Genomic DNA, 19,032 nt, shown 5'->3' with positions numbered 1-19,032 from the left:
CCGGCCCCTGCGCAGGCGGCGTTCGTGGCCGTGCCGATCTGCGGCGAGCCGGGCCATTCGCAGCCCATTCGCGTGCCCGGTCGCAATGATGGCCCCTCTGGCGCGCCATGTTGCAAAATTTGCCATATCTCAATGCGCAAGCGCAGCGGCGGGGATAGCTGTTGCGACCATGACGAACCTGGTGAGGATGAGGCCGATGTCGGCTGAGGTGCGCGGAAGCGAAAGCTTCGGCGACTGGACCTACTATCCCGAGCTGCTGGCGACCCCGGTGCCGCGCTACACGAGCTATCCGACGGCGGCCGAGTTCGTCGAGGAAAGCTTCGAGGATGCGCAGCGCGCCGCGTTGCAAGGCGTGCGGGGGGCGGCCTCGCTCTATATCCACATCCCCTATTGCCAGGAGATCTGCTGGTATTGCGGGTGCAACACGGGCGCGGCGAACAAGCGGCACCGGCTGACGGCATACCTTGAGGCGCTGCACCACGAGATCGAACTGGTGGGGCAGATGCTCGACCCGTCGGTCCGCATCAACCGCATCGCCTTTGGCGGCGGCAGTCCCAACGCGATCAAGCCGACCGATTTCGTGCGGCTGGTCGATACGCTGACGCTGAACCTGCGCATGGAGCAGCCGGTGCTGTCGATTGAACTCGATCCGCGCAGCATCACGCCCGACTGGTTCCTCGCGCTGCGCGGGATCGGCGTGATCAAGGCGAGCATGGGCGTGCAGACCTTCGATCCCACGGTGCAGGCCGCGATCGGGCGGGTGCAGCCGATCGCGATGATCGAGCGCGCGGTGGACGGTTTGCGCAAGGCGGGCGTCGATTCGATCAATTTCGACCTGATGTACGGGCTGCCGTTCCAGACCGACGCAGTGCTGGCCGAAACGCTCGACCGCACGGTGGCGATGGGCGCGGACCGGGTGGCGCTGTTCGGCTATGCCCACGTTCCGCACATGATCCCGCGCCAGCGCCGCATCGACGCGAGCGAGTTGCCCGACCAGCGCGCGCGCTTCCGCATGGCGGCGGAAGGCAACGTGCGGCTGGTCGAGGCGGGCTATCAGGCGGTGGGCTTCGACCACTTCGCGCTGCCGGGCGACGATCTGGCCCGCGCGGCCCGCGAGGGGCGGTTGAACCGTAATTTTCAAGGCTTTACCGACGACGAGGCGCCGGTGCTGATCGGCCTTGGCGCCAGTTCGATCAGCGAGTTCGACGGCCTGTTCGTGCAGAACGAGAAGAACGCCGGGCGTTATCGGATGCTGGTGGGCGCGAACCTGCTGCCGGGGCGCAAGGGCGTGATCCGCACCCCGGAGGATCGCCGCCGGGGCCGCATCATCACCGACCTGTTGTGCAAGGGCGTGGCCGAGATTGACCGCGACCTGATGATCGGCGCGCGCGAGCGCCTGGAGCCCTTTGTTGCGCGGGGGCTTGTCCGCGTGGAGGGCGAGCGGCTAATGCTGGCGCACGGCAGCGAGCCTTACGCCCGCTCTGTCGCAGCGGTGTTCGATGCCTATCGCATCGGCGCGCATCAGTTCAGCTCGGCCGTCTGAGAGGGACCGGGCCGGGTCGCAGGCGCTTCCCCGCGTTGCCGTTTTCCGGCGTACACCAGGGTAATGCGGGGAAGCGCCACCGATCGCAGGGAGCGATCGGTCGGGTAATAGCTATGCGCATGACGTGTTAGCGGCTGCACAATGGGGGTTTGCGCGTTACTCTTTGCGGGACCATCATCTTCCCGCGAGAGAGTAGCCCCATGAAGCCGATCGAAACCATCATGCGCACCGCGCCCGTCATTCCGGTGCTGGTGATCGAGGACGTGGCGCACGCCGTTCCGATCGCGCGCGCGCTGGTGGCCGGTGGCCTGCGGGTGCTCGAAGTCACGCTGCGCACACCCGCCGCGCTGGAGGCGATGCAGGCAATGAAGGGCGTGGAAGGCGCGATCGTCGGTGCGGGCACGGTGACCAATCCCGACCAGCTCAAGGCCTCGATCGACGCGGGCGCGGAGTTCATCGTCTCGCCCGGCCTGACCGCGCGGCTCGGCGAAGCGGCGGTCGCTTCGGGCATTCCGTTCCTGCCCGGCACCGCCAATGCCGCCGATATCATGCTGGGGCTGGACCTTGGCCTGACCCACTTCAAGTTCTTTCCGGCGGCAACGTCGGGCGGGCTTCCGGCGCTCAAGGCGCTGGCCGCGCCCTTCCACCAGGCCCGGTTCTGCCCTACGGGTGGGATCACGCTGGAAACGGCGCCCGAATGGCTGGCGGCCGACCCGGTGCTGTGCGTCGGCGGAAGCTGGATCGTGGGCAAGGGCGTTCCCGACGAAGCGAAGATCGAAGCAGCGGCGCGCGCGGCCTTCGCGCTGCGACAGGGCTGAACCGCGCCCGTGGCAAAGGCGGCGCGTAGAGGGGGAAGAACGGCGATGAAGACGGTCGAGGCTCTGCGCGAGCGCTTGCAGGTGCTGCACCAGCGAACGGCGGAAACACCGCTGTTCAACCCCGTGTTCCAGTTGAGCCACGACCTGTCGCGCCAGCTGGAAAGCGGCGCGATGAGCCTGGCCGACGTGGCCGGGCTGGTGGCCGAGCTGGAATGCGAGGCGCTGCAGAACCGCGCGGCGCGGCTGCGACGGCTGGTCGCGCCGACTGACGCGGGCGAAAACCTCGATCGCATCGGCGCGCTGTCGCCCGAGGAGGATGGCTTCTCGGAATTCCGTGCGCGCTGGGAAAAGCCGCTGATGCACGCGGTGTTCACCGCGCATCCGACGTTCCTGCTCAACCCCGTGCAGTCCGATGCCGTCGCGACCGCCGCGATGAGCGACGATCCGCTGGCGGCGACGGTGTGCACGGTGCCATCGGACGGGCCGCCGATCACGCTCGATTTCGAGCACGTGGAAGTGTGCGACGCGATCGAGCGCGCGGCCGCGGCGCGCGATCGCATTGTCGCCACGCTGCTGTCCCACGCGCAGCGCCGCTGGCCCGCCCGCTGGCTCGATTTCAAGCCGCTGCCGTTCCGCTTCGCCACCTGGGTCGGCTATGACATGGACGGGCGCACCGACATTGGCTGGCACACGTCGATTTCGTACCGGCTGGAGGAGAAGGCGCGGCGGCTGGCGGGCTATGCCACGAGCCTGAAGGCGATCGACGCGGGCCATGCGCTCGTCGCCACGCTGCAAGCGGCGCAAGGGCATGCGGCGGAGATGGCCGGGCTGTTTTCGCGTCCGCTCGATGCGCCCGAGGCGCTGGCGGCGGCGGCGAACCGGCTGACGGCGGACGATCCGGCCAAGCTGCTGAGCCTTGCCCCGCTGATCGCGACGCTGGAGGCGGACGCCAAGGCGGCGGATGACGACACGGCGCTGGCGCTGGCCACGCTGGCGGCGGCGATGCGCGCCGATGGCCTGGGCATGGGCTGGATCCACTTCCGCGTGAATGCCAGCCAGCTGCACAACGCGCTGCGGCGACGGATCGACCCCGAGGCGACGCTCGACCTTTCGAGCAAGAGCGCGATCTCGCGCCTGCGCGAGCTGCTGGCCGAAGTGAAGCCGCTGCGCGTGAACTTCGCCGCGCTCGCCATCGAGACCAGCACCGCGATGCGGCAGTTCCTGGCGATGGCGCAGATCCTGCACCACATCGACGCCGATGCGCCGATCCGGATGCTGATCGCCGAATGCGAACAGCCGCAGACGGTGCTGGCGGCGCTCTATTTCGCCAAGCTGTTCGGCATCGATGACAAGGTCGACGTTTCGCCGCTGTTCGAGACCGAGACCGCGCTGGAGCATGGCGGGCGCTTTCTCGAAGCGCTGCTGGCCGAGGAAAGCTATCGCGCCTACGCGCGGTTGCGCGGGCGCGTTTCGATCCAGACCGGTTTTTCGGACGCCGGGCGCTTCATCGGGCAATTGCCCGCCGCGCTCGCCATCGAGCGGCTGCAGGGGCGCCTGGCCGAAGCGATGAAGGCCAATGGCCTGACCGACGTGGCCGCGCTGATCTTCGATACGCACGGCGAATCCATGGGGCGCGGAGCGCATCCTTCGGGATTTGCCGATCGGCTGACCTGGCCGCTGTCGCGCTGGGCGCGCGCGCGCTTTGCTAAGGCGGGGATCGCGCTGGAGCCGGAAGCGAGCTTCCAGGGCGGCGATGGCTACCTGTTCTTCCGCAACGATGAGCTGGCGCTTGCCACGCTGACGCGCATTGCCGAGGCCGAGGCGCAGATCGCGGGCGAGACCGCCCCTGATGCGTTTTACGACCGGACGGACCTCAGCCTCGATTTCTATCGCTCGATCCGCCGCGTGCAGCGCGAGCATCTGGAAAGCGCGACGTATGCGCGCGCGGTGACGGCGTTCGGGCTGGGGCTGTTGAAGGCGACCGGCAGCCGCGTGTCGCGCCGCCAGTCGGACGTTGGCGCCGACCGCACGATGAGCCTGCGCCAGATCCGCGCGATCCCGCACAACGCCATCCTCCAACAGATCGGCTATCCGGTGAACGTGATCGCGGGCGCGGGCACGGCGGCGAGCGACGAAATGGAAGCGATCGCGGACCTGCTCGGCCATTCGGTGCGCGGCAGCCAGCTGGTGCGCCTGCTGCGCAGCGCCAACGGGCTGGCCTCGATCAAGACGGTGGCCGCCTATGGCGAGCTGTTCAATTCGGCCTACTGGGCGAGCCGGCCTTATCGCGGCACCGAGACCGCGCTGGAAACGGCGTGCCTCGCCATGGCCGAGCACCTGACCAAGGACGATCGCGCGGGCGTGTTCCGCCGCCTCGTTTCGCGGCTGCGGGTGGACTGGATGAAGCTGCACCGGCTGCTGGCGCTTACGGCAAAGTCAGGTTCGGGGGGGAGCTCGACCGAGCGCGAGCCGGGGACCGACGCCGAGCGGCGCAATATCGGACTGCTGCAATCGGTGCGGCTGGCGCTGCTGATGCACATGTTCCTGCGCGCGGTGTCGGTGCCGCCGTTCGCGCGGTCGAACGACGTTTCGCGCGACGACGTGCTGGAAATGGTGCTGTCGCTGCGCGTGGAGGACGCGCTGGCGCAGATGCGGCGGGCCTATCCGGTGGTGGAGCCGGAAATCTCGGACTTCGCGGTGGACGAGCCGACGCAGTTCCCCGACCATCGTGGCGAGGATTACGGCGCGATCCGCGCGCGGTTCATCGATCCGATCGAGCAGGCGCACGCGCTCAACCTGCGGATTGCCGTGGCGATTTCGAACTACTTCGGCGCGCACGGGTAAGGGGCGCTTTGGCGCGGGTGTGGCGTGTTGGCGCGGCCCACCCCCGGCCCCTCCCGCTTGCGGGAGGAGAGGATTGTGCCTCAGTCCTCGGCCAATACGGCCACGCCCCATGCGGCGAGGTCGAGCGTGCCGCCTGCTGCGATCGCCTTGCCGGTGAGCAGGTCGTGCGCCTTGGGCAGCGCGAGCGGGGCGCCGGTCGGGGTGGCGGAATAGTTCAGGATGTAGTGGACGCGCTTGCCGTCGGTGAGCGTGCCCGAACGTTGGATCAGCGGCCAGTGCAGGGCAGGGTGCTGCACCCCGGCGCGGTCGCTGGCTTCGGCGAGGATCTTTTCGGCCAGATCGGGCGTGGGCAGGAAGCCCATGTATTCGACTTCGCCCTTGCCGAAGGCGTTGCGGGTGAGCGCTGGCGTGCCCGGCCAGCCGCCGCCCTCATAGCGGGCCAGCACGCTGGCGGTGGTGGGTTGGAGCAGTTCCTGCCATTCGGTGACGGCGTTGGCCGCGCTCGCCTTGTAGGGATCGCCCGCGAGCGTGACGCCCTGCGGCACGGTGAACTGGCTGTAGGTGACGCCCGCCGCTTGCGACAGACCGCCCGGCTGGGCGCTGGCGCGGACGCGGGTGTTCTCGTCCGCAAAGCCGCTCTTGAAGGTGGTGAGCACGTGGCCGCCCGCCTTGGCATAGGCGTTGAGCTTGGCGAGCTCGGCATCGCTGGCGGCGTAGAGCGCGGGGACGATCACCAGCTTGTAGCGCGACAGGTCTGCCGCGCCATCGGGCGAGACGATGTCGGCCTCGATGTTCTGGCGGTAGAGCGCGTCATACAGGCGGCGCACCACATCGTTGTACTTGAGCTTGTCGCCGGTGACGAAGGCGAAGGAATCCATGCCCGTCAGCGCCGTATTGCTGACATAGAGCGCGACCTGGTTGTCCTTCTTGAGGTTCACCAGCCGCTTGCCGAGGCGCTTCAGGTCCGCGCCGATGGTGGCGGCTTCGGCCAGAACCGGGTTCGGCGCGTAGTCCTGCGAGAGCAGGCCCTTCCAGTAGGTTTCCAGCCCGGCGCTGGTGCTGGCCCAGTGCCAGTAGGCGATCATGTTAGCCCCGCTGGCGAGGTGGCTGTAGGCCTGGAGGCGCAACTGGCCGGGGTAGGGCGTCCATTGCGGGAAGCCCTGCGCCTGCGTTTCGATAACGAGGTAGTTCTGACCGCCCCTGATCGAGCGGGCGAGATCGCCACCGAAAGCGATTTCCGCGCCGCTCAGCGCGGATTGCGTCGGGTGGTAGATGTCGACACCCGCGACATCGAGCGCCTTGCCCGCCTGCCAGTGGTTCACATCCGGCTGGACGCCGTAGGAGTGGCCACGCCATTCGAGATCGAAGTTCTGCGTCAGGAACTGCGAGGGTTTCGCGTGGGCGCGGACGAGGCCCGCCTGCCAGCCGAGGTATTCGGTCACGAGCCCGCGCTGGTATGCGGCAAAGGCGTTGCCCAGGCTGGCGTTGATCGTGCCTGTGACGTCGGGGAAATCCTCCCAGCGGTTGATGCGGTTCGACCAGTAATCGAGCCCGAACGCCTTGTTCAGCGCATCGGTGCTGCCGAAGCGCTGGCGCAGGGATTGCTGGAAGGCGGCCTGCACGCGCGGCGAGGCCACGCCATAGGCCTTGGTCTCGTTGTCGAGCTGGTAGCCGATGACGGCGGGGTGATCGCGCACGTGGTCGATCAGCGCCACGATCACGCGTTCGGCTGCGGCGCGGAAATCGGGGTCGGTAATGTCCATGTTCTGGCGCGGGCCGTAGCGCGCGGGGCCATCCTTGCGGACGACCAGGACGTTGGGGTGGGCCTTGGCCAGCCAGGTGGGCAGGGCGTAGGTCGGCGTGCCGACGATCACCTTGATCCCGTTGCGGTGCATTGCGGCCAGCGTGCGGTCGATGCTGGTAAAATCGAACTTGCCGGGTTCCGGCTCCAGTGTGGACCAGGTGCTTTCGGCGATGCGAACGACGGTTACCCCTGCCGCCTTCATCATCGCTGCGTCCTGTTCGGCGCGGGGCGAGGGGGTGTATTCGTCGTAGTAGGCTGCGCCGAACAGAATGGTGTCGGGCAGCGCCGGGGCGGCGTGCGCGGCGGTGCCCGCCAGCAACGCGGCGATTGCCGAAAGAGTGCGAACGGCCTTCATCCTCTTGATCCCCATGGTCTGTCTTGCGCTGTCACAGGTTGCGCAAGGGGGCGGGGGATGCAAGCGAAATGTCGGAGTAATCAGCCGATCCAGCTGCGCCCCTGCTTCACCGGCCGCGCTGGTTCGGAAAAGATCGCGCCTGCCGAAAGGCGGCTGCCGCGCACCACGAGCATGACCTGATCGCCCGGTTCAATGCGCACGTCCTCGCCCGGATGCTCGATCGACTGGCCATTGGTGCGCTCGATGCGGACGACGAAGAACGCGCCATTGCCGCGCCGTTCGGCCTCGCCCACGGTCTCGCCGGTCAGCGCGCCCTTGTCGGCGGCGCGGACCACTTCGAGATCGAGACCGAAGTCGTGGAGGTTGCGCTTCACCACGCCCATGTGCGCGCCATCGGCCATGGCGTCGGTGGCGGGGTAGAGGATCAGTTCGGTGATGCGTTCCGCGCCGATGTGGGTGGGCAGCACCACCTTGTCCGCGCCGGCATGGAACAGCTTGCTTTCAGTGCTGGGCGCTTCGCCGCGCGCGATGATCTGGACACGCGGGTTGAGGTTGCGGGCCGAGAGCGTGATGAACACGTTGGCGGCATCATCGGGCAGCACCGAGGCGAGGACGCGGGCGCGCTCGATCCCGGCGGCCTTGAGCGTCTCTTCCTGCGTGGCTTCGCCCACCAGCGTCAGGTAGCCGTGCGCGCGCGCCTCCTCGGCCTTGGTCGGGCTGCGTTCGAGGATCAGGAAAGGCGCGCGCGCTTCGGCGAGCGCTTTGGCCAGTTGCACGCCGATCCGGCCATAGCCGCACACGATGGTGTGGTGGTTGAGCTTTTCGATTTCGGTTTCCATGCGATCAAGCTCCAGCAGGCGGCGGAACTGGAAAAGGGTGAAGACCTGCACCAGCGCGCCAGTCAGCACGATCATGCCGGTGCAGCCGAGCACGATGGTCACGGTCGTCCAGACGCGCAGGAAGGTGGTGTCGATCGGGCGGACTTCGCCATAGCCGACCGAGAAGATCGTCAGCAGCACCATGTAAGCGGCATCGCCCAGCGGCCAGCCTGCGCGGACGTAGCCCATGGTGGAGACGCAGAACAGCGCGGCGACATAGATCACCGTGCCCGACAGCAGCCGCAGCGGCGAGCCGAGCACGGAATTCGCGCCCTGCGAAAGCGCCGATGTTTCCCCGTTCCTGTCCATTCGAGGGTGCTTTTGGCAGATTTGGGTGGGGGCTCCAAGGGCCCACCCGCTGCGACTAACGCCTTCTGCGGAGGCGCAAGTCTCGCTGCCCCTCCCGCTTGCGGGTGGGGGCTGGTTTACACGGCGTCGAGCGCCTGTTCGAAGTCGGCGATCAGGTCGTCGGGGTCTTCGATGCCGATGGAGATGCGCACGAGGTTATCGGTGATGCCGAGCAGCGCCTTGCGTTCATCGGGTACCGAGAGATGCGTCATCGCGGCGGGGTGGCTGGCGAGCGTTTCGGTGCCGCCGAGGCTGACCGCCAGCTTGGCGAGCCGCAGCGCGTCGAGAAAGCGGAAGCTCTCGGCCTCGCCGCCCTTGATGAACAGCGAGAAGGTGGAGCCCGCGCCGGTGCAGTGACGATCGAAGATGTCCCGCTGGCGCGGATCGCTGATCATGCCGAGGTAGCCGAGGCCTTCGACCGTGGGGTGTGCGGCGAGGAAGGCGCAGACCTTCGCCGCGTTTTCGCCCGCGCGGGTCATGCGCAGTTCGACCGTTTCGAGGCTGCGCAGCAGCATCCACGACGAATGCGGATCGAGGATCGTACCCATGACGTTGCGAAGCGAGCGGATCGGGTCCATCCACTTCTTTGCGCCGGAAAGGCCACCCGCGACGAGATCGGAATGGCCGCCGACGTACTTGGTCAGGGAATAGACCACCACGTCCGCGCCGTGGAGCAGCGGCTGCTGCCACAGGGGCCCGAGGAAGGTGTTGTCGATGGCGATGGGCGCACCGTCCTGCCCCATCACGGCATCGCGCGCCTGCGCCACGGCTTCGATATCGACCAGCGCGTTGGTGGGGTTGGCCGGGCTTTCGAGGTAGATCAGCGCCAGCTTGCCGCCATTCTGCGCGGCTTGCGCCTTGCCCTGTTCTAGCATTGCTTCAATCTGGGCGCGCGTTGCCCCGGCGGGAAAGTCGAGATACGTCACGCCGAAGCGGGCCAGCACCTTGGCAATGAAGGTTTCGGTGGCGGCATAGAGCGGGCCGGAATGGACCACCACGTCGCCCTTGTCGCAGCGCGAGAGCAGCAGCGTGGCGATGGCCGACATGCCGCTGGAAAAGACGAGGCTTTCCTCTGCCCCGTCCCAGATGGCGAGGCGGTCTTCGAGGATTTCCTGATCGGGGCCGTTGAAGCGGCCATAGACGAGGCCGTCGGCGCCGCCGGGGCGCTTGCCGGTGATGCCTTCGAAGTGGCGCTTGCCCGCCGCCGCGCTTTCGAAGGCGAAAGTGGAGGTGAGGAAGATCGGCGGCTTGAGCGAGCCTTCCGACAGCTTCGGATCGTAGCCGTGGCCCATCATCAGCGTGGCAGGCTTGAGCTGGCGCCCGCCGAGGGTGGTATCGGCGGGCTTGGAGCGGTCGGTCATGCGGGGGACGTCCTCTGGCGAAACCTGTAATGGTTTCAGGTGTAACCGGTGTAGGTTGCCTTGGCCAGCGCTTCGGCCTTCACAAGAACGGCCCTGGCGCGCGGGCGTTCCGTCAGAGGCGGAGCAGCCCGGCAACGCCCCATACCACGCCGACGATCAGCGCCGCCCCGACAAGGTCGAGCAGCAGCCCCGCCTTGAGCACGCGCGGCATGGCGATGTGGCCCGTGGCCCAGGCGAGGGCGTTGGGGCCGGTGCCCGCCGGCAGCATGAAGCCCCAGCTGGCCGCGAGCGCGGCGGGCAGCGCGAGTAGGATCGGGTCTGCCCCCAACGCGCCGCACAGCGCCGCGACGACGGGCATGATGCCGCTGGCCGCCGCGATGTTGCTGGCAAACTCGGTGACGCAGACGACGAAGGCGACCAGCACCAGCGCCACGATCGGCAGCGGTACATGGGCGAGCGGCAGCATGGCCTGGCCCATCCAGTCGGCAAGACCGGATTCGCTCATGCCCATGGCCATGGCGAGGCCGCCGCCGAACATCAGCACCACGTCCCAAGGCGCGCGATTGGCTTCCTTCCACACCAGCATCGGGCGGCCCGTGCCATCGGGCAGCACGAACAGCACCAACCCGGCGATGGCGGCGATGGTGCCGTCGGTGAGGCCGCCCTTGGGGAACAGCGGCTCGGTCAGCGGCTGGGTGACCCATGCCAGCACGGCGAGGATGAACACGGGCAGCAGGCGCTTTTCGGGCGTGGTCCAGGCAACCGAATGTTCGATCGCGGCGCGCGCGTGGGCGGGGTCGAAGCGGTCTTCGTGCAGGCGATGGACGCGCGCGATGATCACCGCCGCCAGCGGCACCGAGATCAGCACCACCGGCAGGCCGAACGCCGACCATTCGATGAAGCTGATCTTCACCCCCAGCGTGCGGTCGAGCAGGGCGACGGCGATGGCGTTGGTGGGCGTGCCGACGATCGTGCCATAGCCGCCGATCGTGGCAGCAAAGGCCACGCCCATCGGCAGCGCGCCCGCCATGCCGGTGGTCTCGCCTTCGCGCACCCCGCCAGATGACAGGATGGCGAGCGCCATCGGCATCATGATCAGCGCGGTCGAGGTGTTGGAGATCATAGTCGAGATGGTGGCGGTGGCGGCCATCACCGCCAGCAGCAGGCGGAACGGGCTGGAGCCCGCATGGTGGAGCATGGCGAGCGCGAGGCGGCGGTGCAGTCCGGTGCGCTCGATCGCGAGCGCGAGGAACGCGCCGCCCACGAACAGGAACATGATCGGCGAATAATAGGCCGACGCGGTCTTGTTGGCATCGGCAACGCCGGTCAGCGGCAGGATGATGAAGGGCAGCATGGCCGTCGCCGACAGCGGCAGCGCCTCGCTCATCCACCACACCGCCATCCACCACACGAGGCCGGCGGTGACCCAGGCGGTCGCGGCCATGCCGGCGGGCGGGCTGAGCAGCAGCGTGAGCGCAAAACCGGCAGGCCCGGCCAGCAACGCCAGCTTGCGAAGATCCATCAGCCCCAAACCCCTCGTTTATCCTGCCAGGCGCGTAGCATGGCGCGCCAGCCGGGGGGAAGGCCCGCACGCGTCACGCGGGGACATTGACGAAGCAATGATGCGGCAAACGTTGTCTGGAAAAATGTGCCAGTATTTGAAATTTCTGTATTTTTCTTGACACCGGCTATCTCTGGGATAGCCAGCCCGGTATTTCGGGGGTCTTCGGGATTTAGGTAGTTGCAATATTACAACATTATAGATCTACTTGCCTGAAAAATATGCGATCAATATTTACGCGTAATGGTTGCGAACATATTGGCCCGCCTCCTTGGGATACCAAGAGAAAAAGGAGGACCCATGAAGAATATCGCAACCGCGCTGGTGCTCGCTGCTTCGGCGATCGCTGCTCCCGCCATGGCGCAGGACGTTTCGGCCCCGTCGGGCCCGCGCGCCGAAGCGGTCGTCGGTTATGACCGCATTTCGGTCGAGCCGGTCAGCGGCGTGACGCTGCACAAGGATGGCGTCGCCTATGGCCTGGCCGTCGGCTATGACATTCCGACCGCTGGCTCGGTGGCGTTCGGCGTGGATGCCGAAGTGACCGGCGCTTCGACCAAGGTCGTTTTCGATGACGGCACGGACCGTCTCGAGGTCAAGGCTGGCCGCGATCTCTATGTCGGCGCCCGCGTGACGGCGGCGGTCAATCCGCGCCTCAACCTCTACGCCAAGGTCGGCTACACCAACGCCCGAATTTCTGCCGAGTACAACGGTGAGGGCCTTGGCGGCGAAAACGGCGACGGCGTGCGCTTCGGCGTTGGTGGCCAGCTGGCGATCATGCAGCGTTCGTACCTCTCGCTCGAATATCGCTATTCGAACTACGAAGGCGGCTTCTCGCGCAACCAGGTTCTGGCTGGCGTCGGCGTCCGCTTCTGACGCTGATGGGCGGGGAGGGGCCGTGGCGCCTTCCCGCCTCGACACAGAAAAAGGGGCGTCGGATCGAGTCCGGCGCCCCTTTTTCTGTGTCGGTCGAAGCCGATGCTTACTTGGGTGCGAGCACCATCAGCATCTGGCGGCCTTCCATGCGGGGGAAGGCTTCGATCTTGGCGATCTCGGCCACGTCGTCCTGCACCTTGCGCAGCAGGTTCATGCCGAGCTGCTGATGGGACAGTTCGCGGCCACGGAAGCGCAGCGTCACCTTGACCTTGTCGCCTTCGCCGATGAACTTCACGACGTTACGCATCTTCGTGTCGTAATCGTGGTCATCGATGTTTGGACGCATCTTGATCTCCTTGATCTCCTGCGTCTTCTGGCTCTTGCGGGCGAGATTCGCCTTCTTCTGCGCCTCGTAGCGGAACTTGCCGACATCGAGGAACTTGCACACCGGCGGGTCGGCCGTGGGCGAGACTTCTACAAGGTCGAGGCCGACTTCGGCTGCCTGTTCGATCGCCTCGCGGGTGTACATCACCCCCAGGTTTTCGCCAGCTTCATCGATCACGCGCACCTTGGGCACGTTGATCATCTGGTTGTAGCGTGGCCCGCTCTTGACGGGGGGCGCCATACTGCGCCGGGGAGGGGGTGCTATTGTGTGTGCTCCTGCAGTTGCTGAAAGTTACGGCTTTGCGCGCGCTCATATCACAATGGCGCAGCAGATAAAGACCCTGTCTTGCGAGATGGTGCGTAAGTCCATCCGGTTCAAGACGCAGGCTGGCCTTCGCGCAACAGGGGGAAGCGCGCGAGGCGCTCTCCCGCAGTCACGAGCGCGTCGATGTTTCTTGCCGGGTGCATCGCGGCGAGGATCGCTGGATCGCCCGCATCGAGCCCGCCGGTGAGCGCGCCGAAGGCGGGCAGGATCAGCTTGCGCTCGCTCATCACGGCGCAAGGGCGCGCGATGCGGCGGCCGCGAGCGGTGATGCGCAGCTTGGGATGGAAATGGCCTGAAAGTTCGGGCCGGGTTTCGCCGGGGCAGGCTTCGTGCCGCAGCAGCAGGCCGGACACTTCAAGTTCGGACAGGTAGGTGCCGGGCGCCGATCCGCCCTTTTCGTCGTGGTTGCCGGTGATCCACACCCAGTCCGTGGCGCGGGTGAGCGCATCGAGCATGCCCGCCGCATGGGATTCCAGCCGCGCCGGGCCTTCGGCATCGTGGAAATTGTCGCCAAGGCAGAACACCCGCCGCGCGCCGGTCGTGCGAATCGCGCCTGCCACGCGCCCCAGCGTTTCGCGGCTGTCGTAAGGAGGCAGCATCTGGCCGAAGCGGGCGAAGAAGCTGGCCTTTTCGAGATGGAGGTCGGCCACCAGCAGCGCCTGCTCCTCGGCCCAGTAGAGCGCGCAGGCTGCACCCAGCCGCAATTCCTGAGCTGCGAACGAAAAGGGAACCATGGCTTCCCCTTGCCGCAGCGCGCATAGCTTGGCAAGGCCTGCGCATGAGCGAACAGAAGACCGACTGGACCGACCAGACCGCCGCCGCCCGTGCATGGTTCGAATCCCTGCGCGACCGCATCTGCGCCGAATTCGAGGCGATCGAGCGCGAGGCGGGCAGCGATGCCAGCTTCGCCTACACGCCGTGGAATCGCGAGCATGAGGGCGAGCCTGTCGAGAACGGCGGTGGCGGCGTGCAGGGGCTCATGAAGGGCAAGGTGTTCGAGAAGGTGGGCGTCAACGTCTCGACCGTGGGCGGCGCGTTCTCGAAGGAGTTTGCAGGTTCGATCAACGGGGCGAGCGTGGAGAACCCCGGCTTTACCGCCACGGGCATCAGCCTGGTTGCGCACATGGCCAACCCGCACGTCCCCGCCGTGCACATGAACACGCGCTTCCTGACGACGCAGAAGGCGTGGTTCGGCGGCGGTGGCGATCTCAATCCGCCGATCCCCTATGAAGAGGATACCGCCGAGTTCCACGCCGCCTACAAGGCCGCGTGCGATGCCCATGATCCCGAATACTACCCGCGCTTCAAGGCCTGGGCGGACGAGTATTTCTACATCCCCCACCGCAAGGTCCATCGCGGGGTGGGCGGGATCTTCTACGATCATCTCGAATGCGCCGATGAAGCGGCTTTCGAGGCGAACTTTGCCTTTACCCGCGACGTGGGCGAGGCGTTCCTTGCCGCGTTTCCGATGCTGGTGCGGCGGCGCATGGGGATGGCGTTCAATGACGCGGAAAAGCTGCAGCAGTTGCAGTGGCGCGGGCGCTATGCCGAATTCAACCTCGTCTACGACCGCGGCACGCTGTTCGGGCTGAAGACCGGGGGCAACATCGACGCCATCCTGATGAGCCTGCCGCCCGAAGCGGTGTGGAGTTGAGGCCCTGAAAATAAAGTCGCCGGGGTGAGTCCAACGGGCCACACCACCACATCTTGAGTCCACTGGTGCGCGCCGGACTCAAGATGTGCGATCCGGACTCCTTCCGTTCTCATCCCGCGCCTCGCGCGACTCGCCGGATTCCGGCGAGTCGCGGCTTGACGGCGAGTCCGTCATGATTCAGGAATCCCCCTCACACCTACAGGGATACCGGATTTCATGACGACTGCGGTCAAGCTGCGTTCGCGCGCGCTCAGGGCGACTATCGCCGATGCCAAGGTTACTGCGCCCGCGCTGCCGCTCAACCGCATCCTGCGGGGCGATTGCATCGCGGAAATGCGCGCGCTGCCCGATGCCTCGATCGACATGATCTTCGCCGATCCGCCGTACAACTTGCAGCTGGGCGGCGATCTGGCGCGGCCCGATGGCAGCCATGTCGACGCCGTGACCGACGACTGGGACAAGTTCGACAGCTTCGCCGCCTATGACAAGTTCACGCGCGAATGGCTGACCGAGGCGCGCCGCCTGCTGAAGCCCAATGGCTCGATCTGGGTGATCGGCAGCTATCACAACATCTTCCGTGTCGGCGCGCTGCTCCAGGACCTGGGGTTCTGGATTCTCAACGATATCGTGTGGCGCAAGGCCAACCCGATGCCCAACTTCAAGGGCACGCGCTTTACCAACGCGCATGAGACGCTGATCTGGGCGTCCAAGGGCGAGAAGGCCAAGTACACCTTCAACTATCGCGCGATGAAGACGCTGAACGACGAATTGCAGATGCGTTCGGACTGGGTGCTGCCGATCTGCGGCGGGCAGGAGCGTATCCGCAAGAACGGCACCAAGGCCCACCCGACGCAGAAGCCCGAGGCGCTGCTCTATCGCGTGCTGCTGGCGACGACCAACAAGGGCGACGTTGTGCTCGATCCGTTCTTCGGCACCGGCACGACCGGCGCGGTGGCCAAGCGGCTGGGCCGTTCGTTCATCGGTTACGAGCGCGAGGACAGCTATATCGCGGTGGCAGAGGAGCGCATCGCCGCCGCGCTGCCGCTGGATGAAAGCGCGCTCTCCACGATGCAGTCGAAGCGCAGCGCGCCCAAGGTGGCGTTCGGCCAGCTGGTAGAGACCGGCTGGATCGCGCCGGGGGCGAAGCTGTTCGACAAGAAGAACCGCTTTGCCGCCACGGTGCGCGCGGATGGCTCGCTGGTGGCCGACGGCGTGGAGAACGGCTCGATCCACGGCGTGGGGGCAAAGCTGCAGGGCGCACCTTCGTGCAACGGCTGGACGTTCTGGCACATCGAGCACGAGGGCGAAGTGAAGCCTATCGACGCGCTGCGGCAGCTGTACCTGCTGGCGGTGGAGGACTAAGCGTCCGCCCCATCATGCCCAAGCTCTACATCCGTCCCATCGCGCTCGCCGAAAGCCCGCAGAGCGAGCATGGCGGGGCCGTGCGGCTGGCCGGTGGCCTGGTCTATGCGAGCCGGTTCGCGCTGATCGTCCGCGAGGGCGCGCGGGTCGTGTCGCGCAATCTGGTCGGCGCGAGCGACATGGCCGAGGCGCTGGGGCGCCTGCCCGATGCGCTCGCGGCAGCGGGCGAGGCGCAGTGGGGCGCGCTGCGGATGGCGCATCCGCCGCTCCAGTGCGGCGCGCGCACGCTGCGGCTCGACCAGCCGCAGGTGATGGGCATTCTCAACGTCACGCCCGACAGTTTTTCGGATGGCGGCAAGTTCCTCGACGATCCGGCGGCGGCGCTGGAGCACGCGCACGCGATGCTGGAGGCGGGAGCCTCGGTCATCGACGTGGGCGGGGAATCGACGCGGCCCGGCGCGGCGGCGGTGTGGGAAGGCGACGAGGTAAAGCGCGTCGTGCCGGTGATCGAAAAGCTGGCGGCGAGCGGCGCGGCCATTTCGATCGACAGTCGGCGTTCGAGCGTGATCGAGGCGGCGCTGGCGGCGGGCGCGCATATCGTCAACGACGTATCGGCGCTGCGGCACGATCCGCGTTCGCTGGAAATCGTGGCGCGGTCGGGCGCGCCGGTGGTGCTGATGCACGCGCCGGGCGATGCGGACGACCTCCATGCCGATGGCGTCTATGCCGACGTGGTGCTCGACGTGTTCGACTGGCTGGCCGAGCGGCGCGATGCGGCGCTGGCGGCGGGCATTGCGCGCGAAAAGATCCTGCTCGATCCAGGCATCGGCTTCGGCAAGTCGCTGGCCGAGAACCTCGCGCTGATCAACGCGCTGCCGCTGTTTCACGCGCTGGGGCACCCGGTGCTGTTCGGTGCGAGCCGCAAGCGGCTGATTGGCGCGCTGTCGAACGAGGCGCCCGCGCACCAGCGGCTGGGCGGATCGCTGACGCTGGCCCTGCGCGCGTTCGATGCGGCGTGCCAGATCGTGCGCGTGCACGACGTGGCCGAGACGGTGCAGGCGCTGCACGTGTGGCGGGGCCTGCGCGATGCGGCGCTGACCGACTTTTCGCAGATGGGGGACTAGGCCGCTCTTTCCGGCGTGGAATCGATGCCGAGTTCGGCCAGCTTGCGGTAGAGGGTCGAGCGGCCGATGCCGAGGCGGCGGGCGACTTCGGTCATGCGGCCGCGATAGTGGCCGATGGCGAGGCGGATGACGTCGGCTTCGATGTCTTCCAGCGGGCGCAGGTTGCCGTCGGGGGCGTAGAGGGTGATCCCTGCGCCTTCGCTGATCTGGGGTGAGGGGCGCGGGGCGTCGCCGACGACGCTCGACAAATGGGGGAAATCCTGCGCGGTCAGCATCTCGCCATCGCAGAACACCGCCGCGCGGAACAGCGTGGCCTGCAACTGGCGAACGTTGCCGGGCCAGTCGTACGCCGAAAGCAGCGACAAGGCCCCGTCGGTCACGCCCAGCGGGCGCAGGCCCGGTTGCTCGCCGATGCGGGCGAGGAAGTGGCGGGCGAGCGCTGGGATATCGGCCACGCGCTCGCGCAAGGGGGGCAGGTGCACGACAAGGCTCGAGAGCGCCTCCGTCAACGCGGCGCTGTACATGCCGGTGTCGGCCAGATCGCGCAGCGAGGCGTTGGCGCAGAGCAGCAGGCGCACGTCGACGCGGAACGAATGGCGCGCGCCGATGGGCTGGACGTCGCCGCGTTCGAGGAAGTGGAGCAGGCGGTCCTGCACACCTTCGGGAAGGCGATCGATCTCGTCGATCACCAAGGTGCCGCCGTCGGCGTGCTGGAGCGCACCGACGTGGCGTTCGAAGGCGCCCGCGAACGCACCCTTTTCGTGGCCGAACAGCACGGATTCGATCTGGTTGCCGGGGATGCCGCCCGCGTTGACGATGCGCAGCGGGCTGCGCGCGCGCGGGCTGGCGGCGTGCATGGCGCGGACTAGCATTTCCTTGCCGGTGCCGCTTTCGCCTTCGATCAGCACGCTGTTCTGCGTGCGCGCGGCCTTGGCGGCCACCGCGAGCGCGGCGCGGAAGGACGGGGCGGCGCCGATCATCGAATCGAAATCGAGCGCGGTGTCGAACTTTTCGGTGAGCGGTTGCAGCTCTGCCGAGGGCTGCTCGCGCGTGGTCGCGCTGCGCAGCGCCTGGAGCAGGCGATCGGGCGAGACGGGCTTGATCAGGTAGTCGGTCGCGCCCGCGCGCATCGCCTCGACCGCGAGCAGCGGCGAGGCGCTTGTGGTGAGCATCAGGATCGGCAGTGCGGGGCGGCGGGATTTGAGTTCGGCGATGAGCGTGCAGGCCTCGTCGCCCGGAACCCATTGATCGAGGATGATCGCGCCCAGTTGCATCCCCTGGCGCGTGCCGAGCGTGGCAATGGCGGTCTCTGCGTCGCGCGCGACAATGGTGCGCCAGCCTTCGCGCCCGGCCAGTGCCGTGACCAGGCGGACCTGCGCGGGCTCGTCGTCGATCAGCAGCAGCAGGCGATCTTCGGGTTCGGCCATCGTGGGAACGTCTTTCGCAAACCTTCTGGTCCGAACGGCCGCACCCCACCTTTTGGACAGGCCGGTCATTTGGACAGGCGCAGCGTTACGGCGTTCGGGTAAAAAGGCGATTAAGCCGCACCCCGTGACGTGCAGGCCAAGGCATGCCGGAAAGCCGGTGCTTGAGAAGTGACGGGGCTGTGGCTAGAGGAAGCGCGCTGTAGCGAAAGCGTGGGCAGCGCGTGAGTTGAGGGAAATCTTGAAATGGCTTCTGCAAACGACATGAAGGCCGCGCAGGCGACCTATGATGGCTTCATCAACCTGGTGAAGGTTTCGACGCCGATCATCGCGGTGATCGTCGCCTTTATCGTCGTGATCATCCAGTAACCGCA

At 67.1% G+C, this 19,032-nt stretch carries 14 protein-coding genes and 1 pseudogene; 8 read left to right on the top strand and 7 right to left on the bottom strand.

Going from position 1 to position 19,032, the window contains the following annotated elements:
* Positions 1-196 precede the first annotated feature (196 nt).
* The 3 genes from hemN to K3A84_RS02670 all read left to right on the top strand — a co-directional run bounded on the left by hemN (position 197) and on the right by K3A84_RS02670 (position 5,205).
* Positions 197-1,543: an oxygen-independent coproporphyrinogen III oxidase gene (gene hemN / locus K3A84_RS02680; RefSeq protein ID WP_225007568.1), complete on the top strand. Its 1,347-nt coding sequence runs from the start codon at positions 197-199 to the stop codon at positions 1,541-1,543.
* 200 nt (positions 1,544-1,743) lie between these two features.
* Positions 1,744-2,361: a bifunctional 4-hydroxy-2-oxoglutarate aldolase/2-dehydro-3-deoxy-phosphogluconate aldolase gene (gene eda / locus K3A84_RS02675; RefSeq protein ID WP_225007566.1), complete on the top strand. Its 618-nt coding sequence runs from the start codon at positions 1,744-1,746 to the stop codon at positions 2,359-2,361.
* Between the two features lie 45 nt (positions 2,362-2,406).
* The gene (locus K3A84_RS02670; protein WP_225007561.1) at positions 2,407-5,205 is read left to right on the top strand and encodes a phosphoenolpyruvate carboxylase; all 2,799 of its coding nucleotides are present in this window, start codon (positions 2,407-2,409) and stop codon (positions 5,203-5,205) included.
* 80 nt (positions 5,206-5,285) lie between these two features.
* On the opposite strand, the gene K3A84_RS02665 is transcribed toward K3A84_RS02670, so the two are convergent.
* The 4 genes from K3A84_RS02665 to K3A84_RS02650 form a co-directional block, all read right to left on the bottom strand.
* On the bottom strand, positions 5,286-7,364 hold the full coding sequence (locus K3A84_RS02665; protein ID WP_225007558.1) for a beta-galactosidase: 2,079 nt from the start codon (positions 7,362-7,364) through the stop codon (positions 5,286-5,288).
* Between the two features lie 80 nt (positions 7,365-7,444).
* Complete coding sequence (locus tag K3A84_RS02660) at positions 7,445-8,551, bottom strand: potassium channel family protein (RefSeq protein ID WP_225007553.1); 1,107 nt, start codon at positions 8,549-8,551, stop codon at positions 7,445-7,447.
* Positions 8,552-8,667: 116 nt separating this feature from the next.
* Positions 8,668-9,951: a cystathionine gamma-synthase family protein gene (locus K3A84_RS02655; protein WP_225007551.1), complete on the bottom strand. Its 1,284-nt coding sequence runs from the start codon at positions 9,949-9,951 to the stop codon at positions 8,668-8,670.
* Positions 9,952-10,063: 112 nt separating this feature from the next.
* Positions 10,064-11,473, bottom strand: a complete 1,410-nt coding sequence (locus tag K3A84_RS02650) for an SLC13 family permease (protein WP_225007547.1) — start codon at positions 11,471-11,473, stop codon at positions 10,064-10,066.
* A 339-nt stretch (positions 11,474-11,812) separates the two neighbouring features.
* Here K3A84_RS02650 and K3A84_RS02645 point away from each other — a divergent pair, with 339 nt between their 5' ends.
* The gene (locus K3A84_RS02645) at positions 11,813-12,385 is read left to right on the top strand and encodes an outer membrane protein (RefSeq protein ID WP_225007546.1); all 573 of its coding nucleotides are present in this window, start codon (positions 11,813-11,815) and stop codon (positions 12,383-12,385) included.
* 106 nt (positions 12,386-12,491) lie between these two features.
* On the opposite strand, the gene infC is transcribed toward K3A84_RS02645, so the two are convergent.
* Both infC and pdeM read right to left on the bottom strand, forming a co-directional pair.
* Positions 12,492-13,010 (bottom strand): translation initiation factor IF-3, encoded by a 519-nt coding sequence (infC, locus tag K3A84_RS02640; RefSeq protein ID WP_225007543.1) that lies wholly within the window; start codon positions 13,008-13,010, stop codon positions 12,492-12,494.
* A 134-nt stretch (positions 13,011-13,144) separates the two neighbouring features.
* Complete coding sequence (gene pdeM, locus K3A84_RS02635) at positions 13,145-13,828, bottom strand: ligase-associated DNA damage response endonuclease PdeM (protein ID WP_225007542.1); 684 nt, start codon at positions 13,826-13,828, stop codon at positions 13,145-13,147.
* A 44-nt stretch (positions 13,829-13,872) separates the two neighbouring features.
* Here pdeM and hemF point away from each other — a divergent pair, with 44 nt between their 5' ends.
* The 3 genes from hemF to folP all read left to right on the top strand — a co-directional run bounded on the left by hemF (position 13,873) and on the right by folP (position 17,234).
* Positions 13,873-14,748, top strand: a complete 876-nt coding sequence (hemF, locus tag K3A84_RS02630) for an oxygen-dependent coproporphyrinogen oxidase (RefSeq protein WP_225007539.1) — start codon at positions 13,873-13,875, stop codon at positions 14,746-14,748.
* Between the two features lie 216 nt (positions 14,749-14,964).
* On the top strand, positions 14,965-16,110 hold the full coding sequence (locus K3A84_RS02625; protein ID WP_318248276.1) for a site-specific DNA-methyltransferase: 1,146 nt from the start codon (positions 14,965-14,967) through the stop codon (positions 16,108-16,110).
* Between the two features lie 14 nt (positions 16,111-16,124).
* A complete protein-coding gene (gene folP, locus K3A84_RS02620) occupies positions 16,125-17,234 on the top strand; it encodes a dihydropteroate synthase (protein ID WP_263626076.1) in 1,110 nt (369 codons plus the stop codon).
* Here folP and K3A84_RS02615 read toward each other — a convergent pair.
* Positions 17,231-18,661, bottom strand: coding sequence for a sigma-54-dependent transcriptional regulator (locus K3A84_RS02615; RefSeq protein ID WP_225007538.1), 1,431 nt, complete (start codon positions 18,659-18,661; stop codon positions 17,231-17,233). The two genes, folP and K3A84_RS02615, sit on opposite strands and share 4 nt — an antisense overlap.
* A gap of 240 nt (positions 18,662-18,901) precedes the next feature.
* On the opposite strand from K3A84_RS02615, the pseudogene K3A84_RS02610 reads away from it, so the two are divergent.
* Positions 18,902-19,027 (top strand): annotated as a pseudogene (locus K3A84_RS02610) (aa3-type cytochrome c oxidase subunit IV); the annotation flags it as partial.
* Positions 19,028-19,032: the final 5 nt, after the last annotated feature.

Origin of the sequence: Novosphingobium percolationis, assembly GCF_020179425.1 — a bacterium.
In the GTDB taxonomy this organism is placed as follows: domain Bacteria; phylum Pseudomonadota; class Alphaproteobacteria; order Sphingomonadales; family Sphingomonadaceae; genus Novosphingobium; species Novosphingobium percolationis.
The sequence above is the reverse complement of the archived record's forward strand: the minus strand, read 5'-3'. Positions and strand labels throughout refer to the sequence as shown.

Excerpts from the sequence above, each read along its gene's own strand:
- hemN (WP_225007568.1), top strand. The coding sequence starts at position 197 with ATGTCGGCTGAGGTGCGCGGAAGCGAAAGCTTCGGCGACTGGACCTAC.
- eda (WP_225007566.1), top strand. The coding sequence starts at position 1,744 with ATGAAGCCGATCGAAACCATCATGCGCACCGCGCCCGTCATTCCGGTG.
- K3A84_RS02670 (WP_225007561.1), top strand. The coding sequence starts at position 2,407 with ATGAAGACGGTCGAGGCTCTGCGCGAGCGCTTGCAGGTGCTGCACCAG.
- K3A84_RS02665 (WP_225007558.1), bottom strand. The coding sequence starts at position 7,364 with ATGAAGGCCGTTCGCACTCTTTCGGCAATCGCCGCGTTGCTGGCGGGC.
- K3A84_RS02660 (WP_225007553.1), bottom strand. The coding sequence starts at position 8,551 with ATGGACAGGAACGGGGAAACATCGGCGCTTTCGCAGGGCGCGAATTCC.
- K3A84_RS02655 (WP_225007551.1), bottom strand. The coding sequence starts at position 9,951 with ATGACCGACCGCTCCAAGCCCGCCGATACCACCCTCGGCGGGCGCCAG.
- K3A84_RS02650 (WP_225007547.1), bottom strand. The coding sequence starts at position 11,473 with ATGGATCTTCGCAAGCTGGCGTTGCTGGCCGGGCCTGCCGGTTTTGCG.
- K3A84_RS02645 (WP_225007546.1), top strand. The coding sequence starts at position 11,813 with ATGAAGAATATCGCAACCGCGCTGGTGCTCGCTGCTTCGGCGATCGCT.
- infC (WP_225007543.1), bottom strand. The coding sequence starts at position 13,010 with ATGGCGCCCCCCGTCAAGAGCGGGCCACGCTACAACCAGATGATCAAC.
- pdeM (WP_225007542.1), bottom strand. The coding sequence starts at position 13,828 with ATGGTTCCCTTTTCGTTCGCAGCTCAGGAATTGCGGCTGGGTGCAGCC.
- hemF (WP_225007539.1), top strand. The coding sequence starts at position 13,873 with ATGAGCGAACAGAAGACCGACTGGACCGACCAGACCGCCGCCGCCCGT.
- K3A84_RS02625 (WP_318248276.1), top strand. The coding sequence starts at position 14,965 with ATGACGACTGCGGTCAAGCTGCGTTCGCGCGCGCTCAGGGCGACTATC.
- folP (WP_263626076.1), top strand. The coding sequence starts at position 16,125 with ATGCCCAAGCTCTACATCCGTCCCATCGCGCTCGCCGAAAGCCCGCAG.
- K3A84_RS02615 (WP_225007538.1), bottom strand. The coding sequence starts at position 18,661 with ATGGCCGAACCCGAAGATCGCCTGCTGCTGCTGATCGACGACGAGCCC.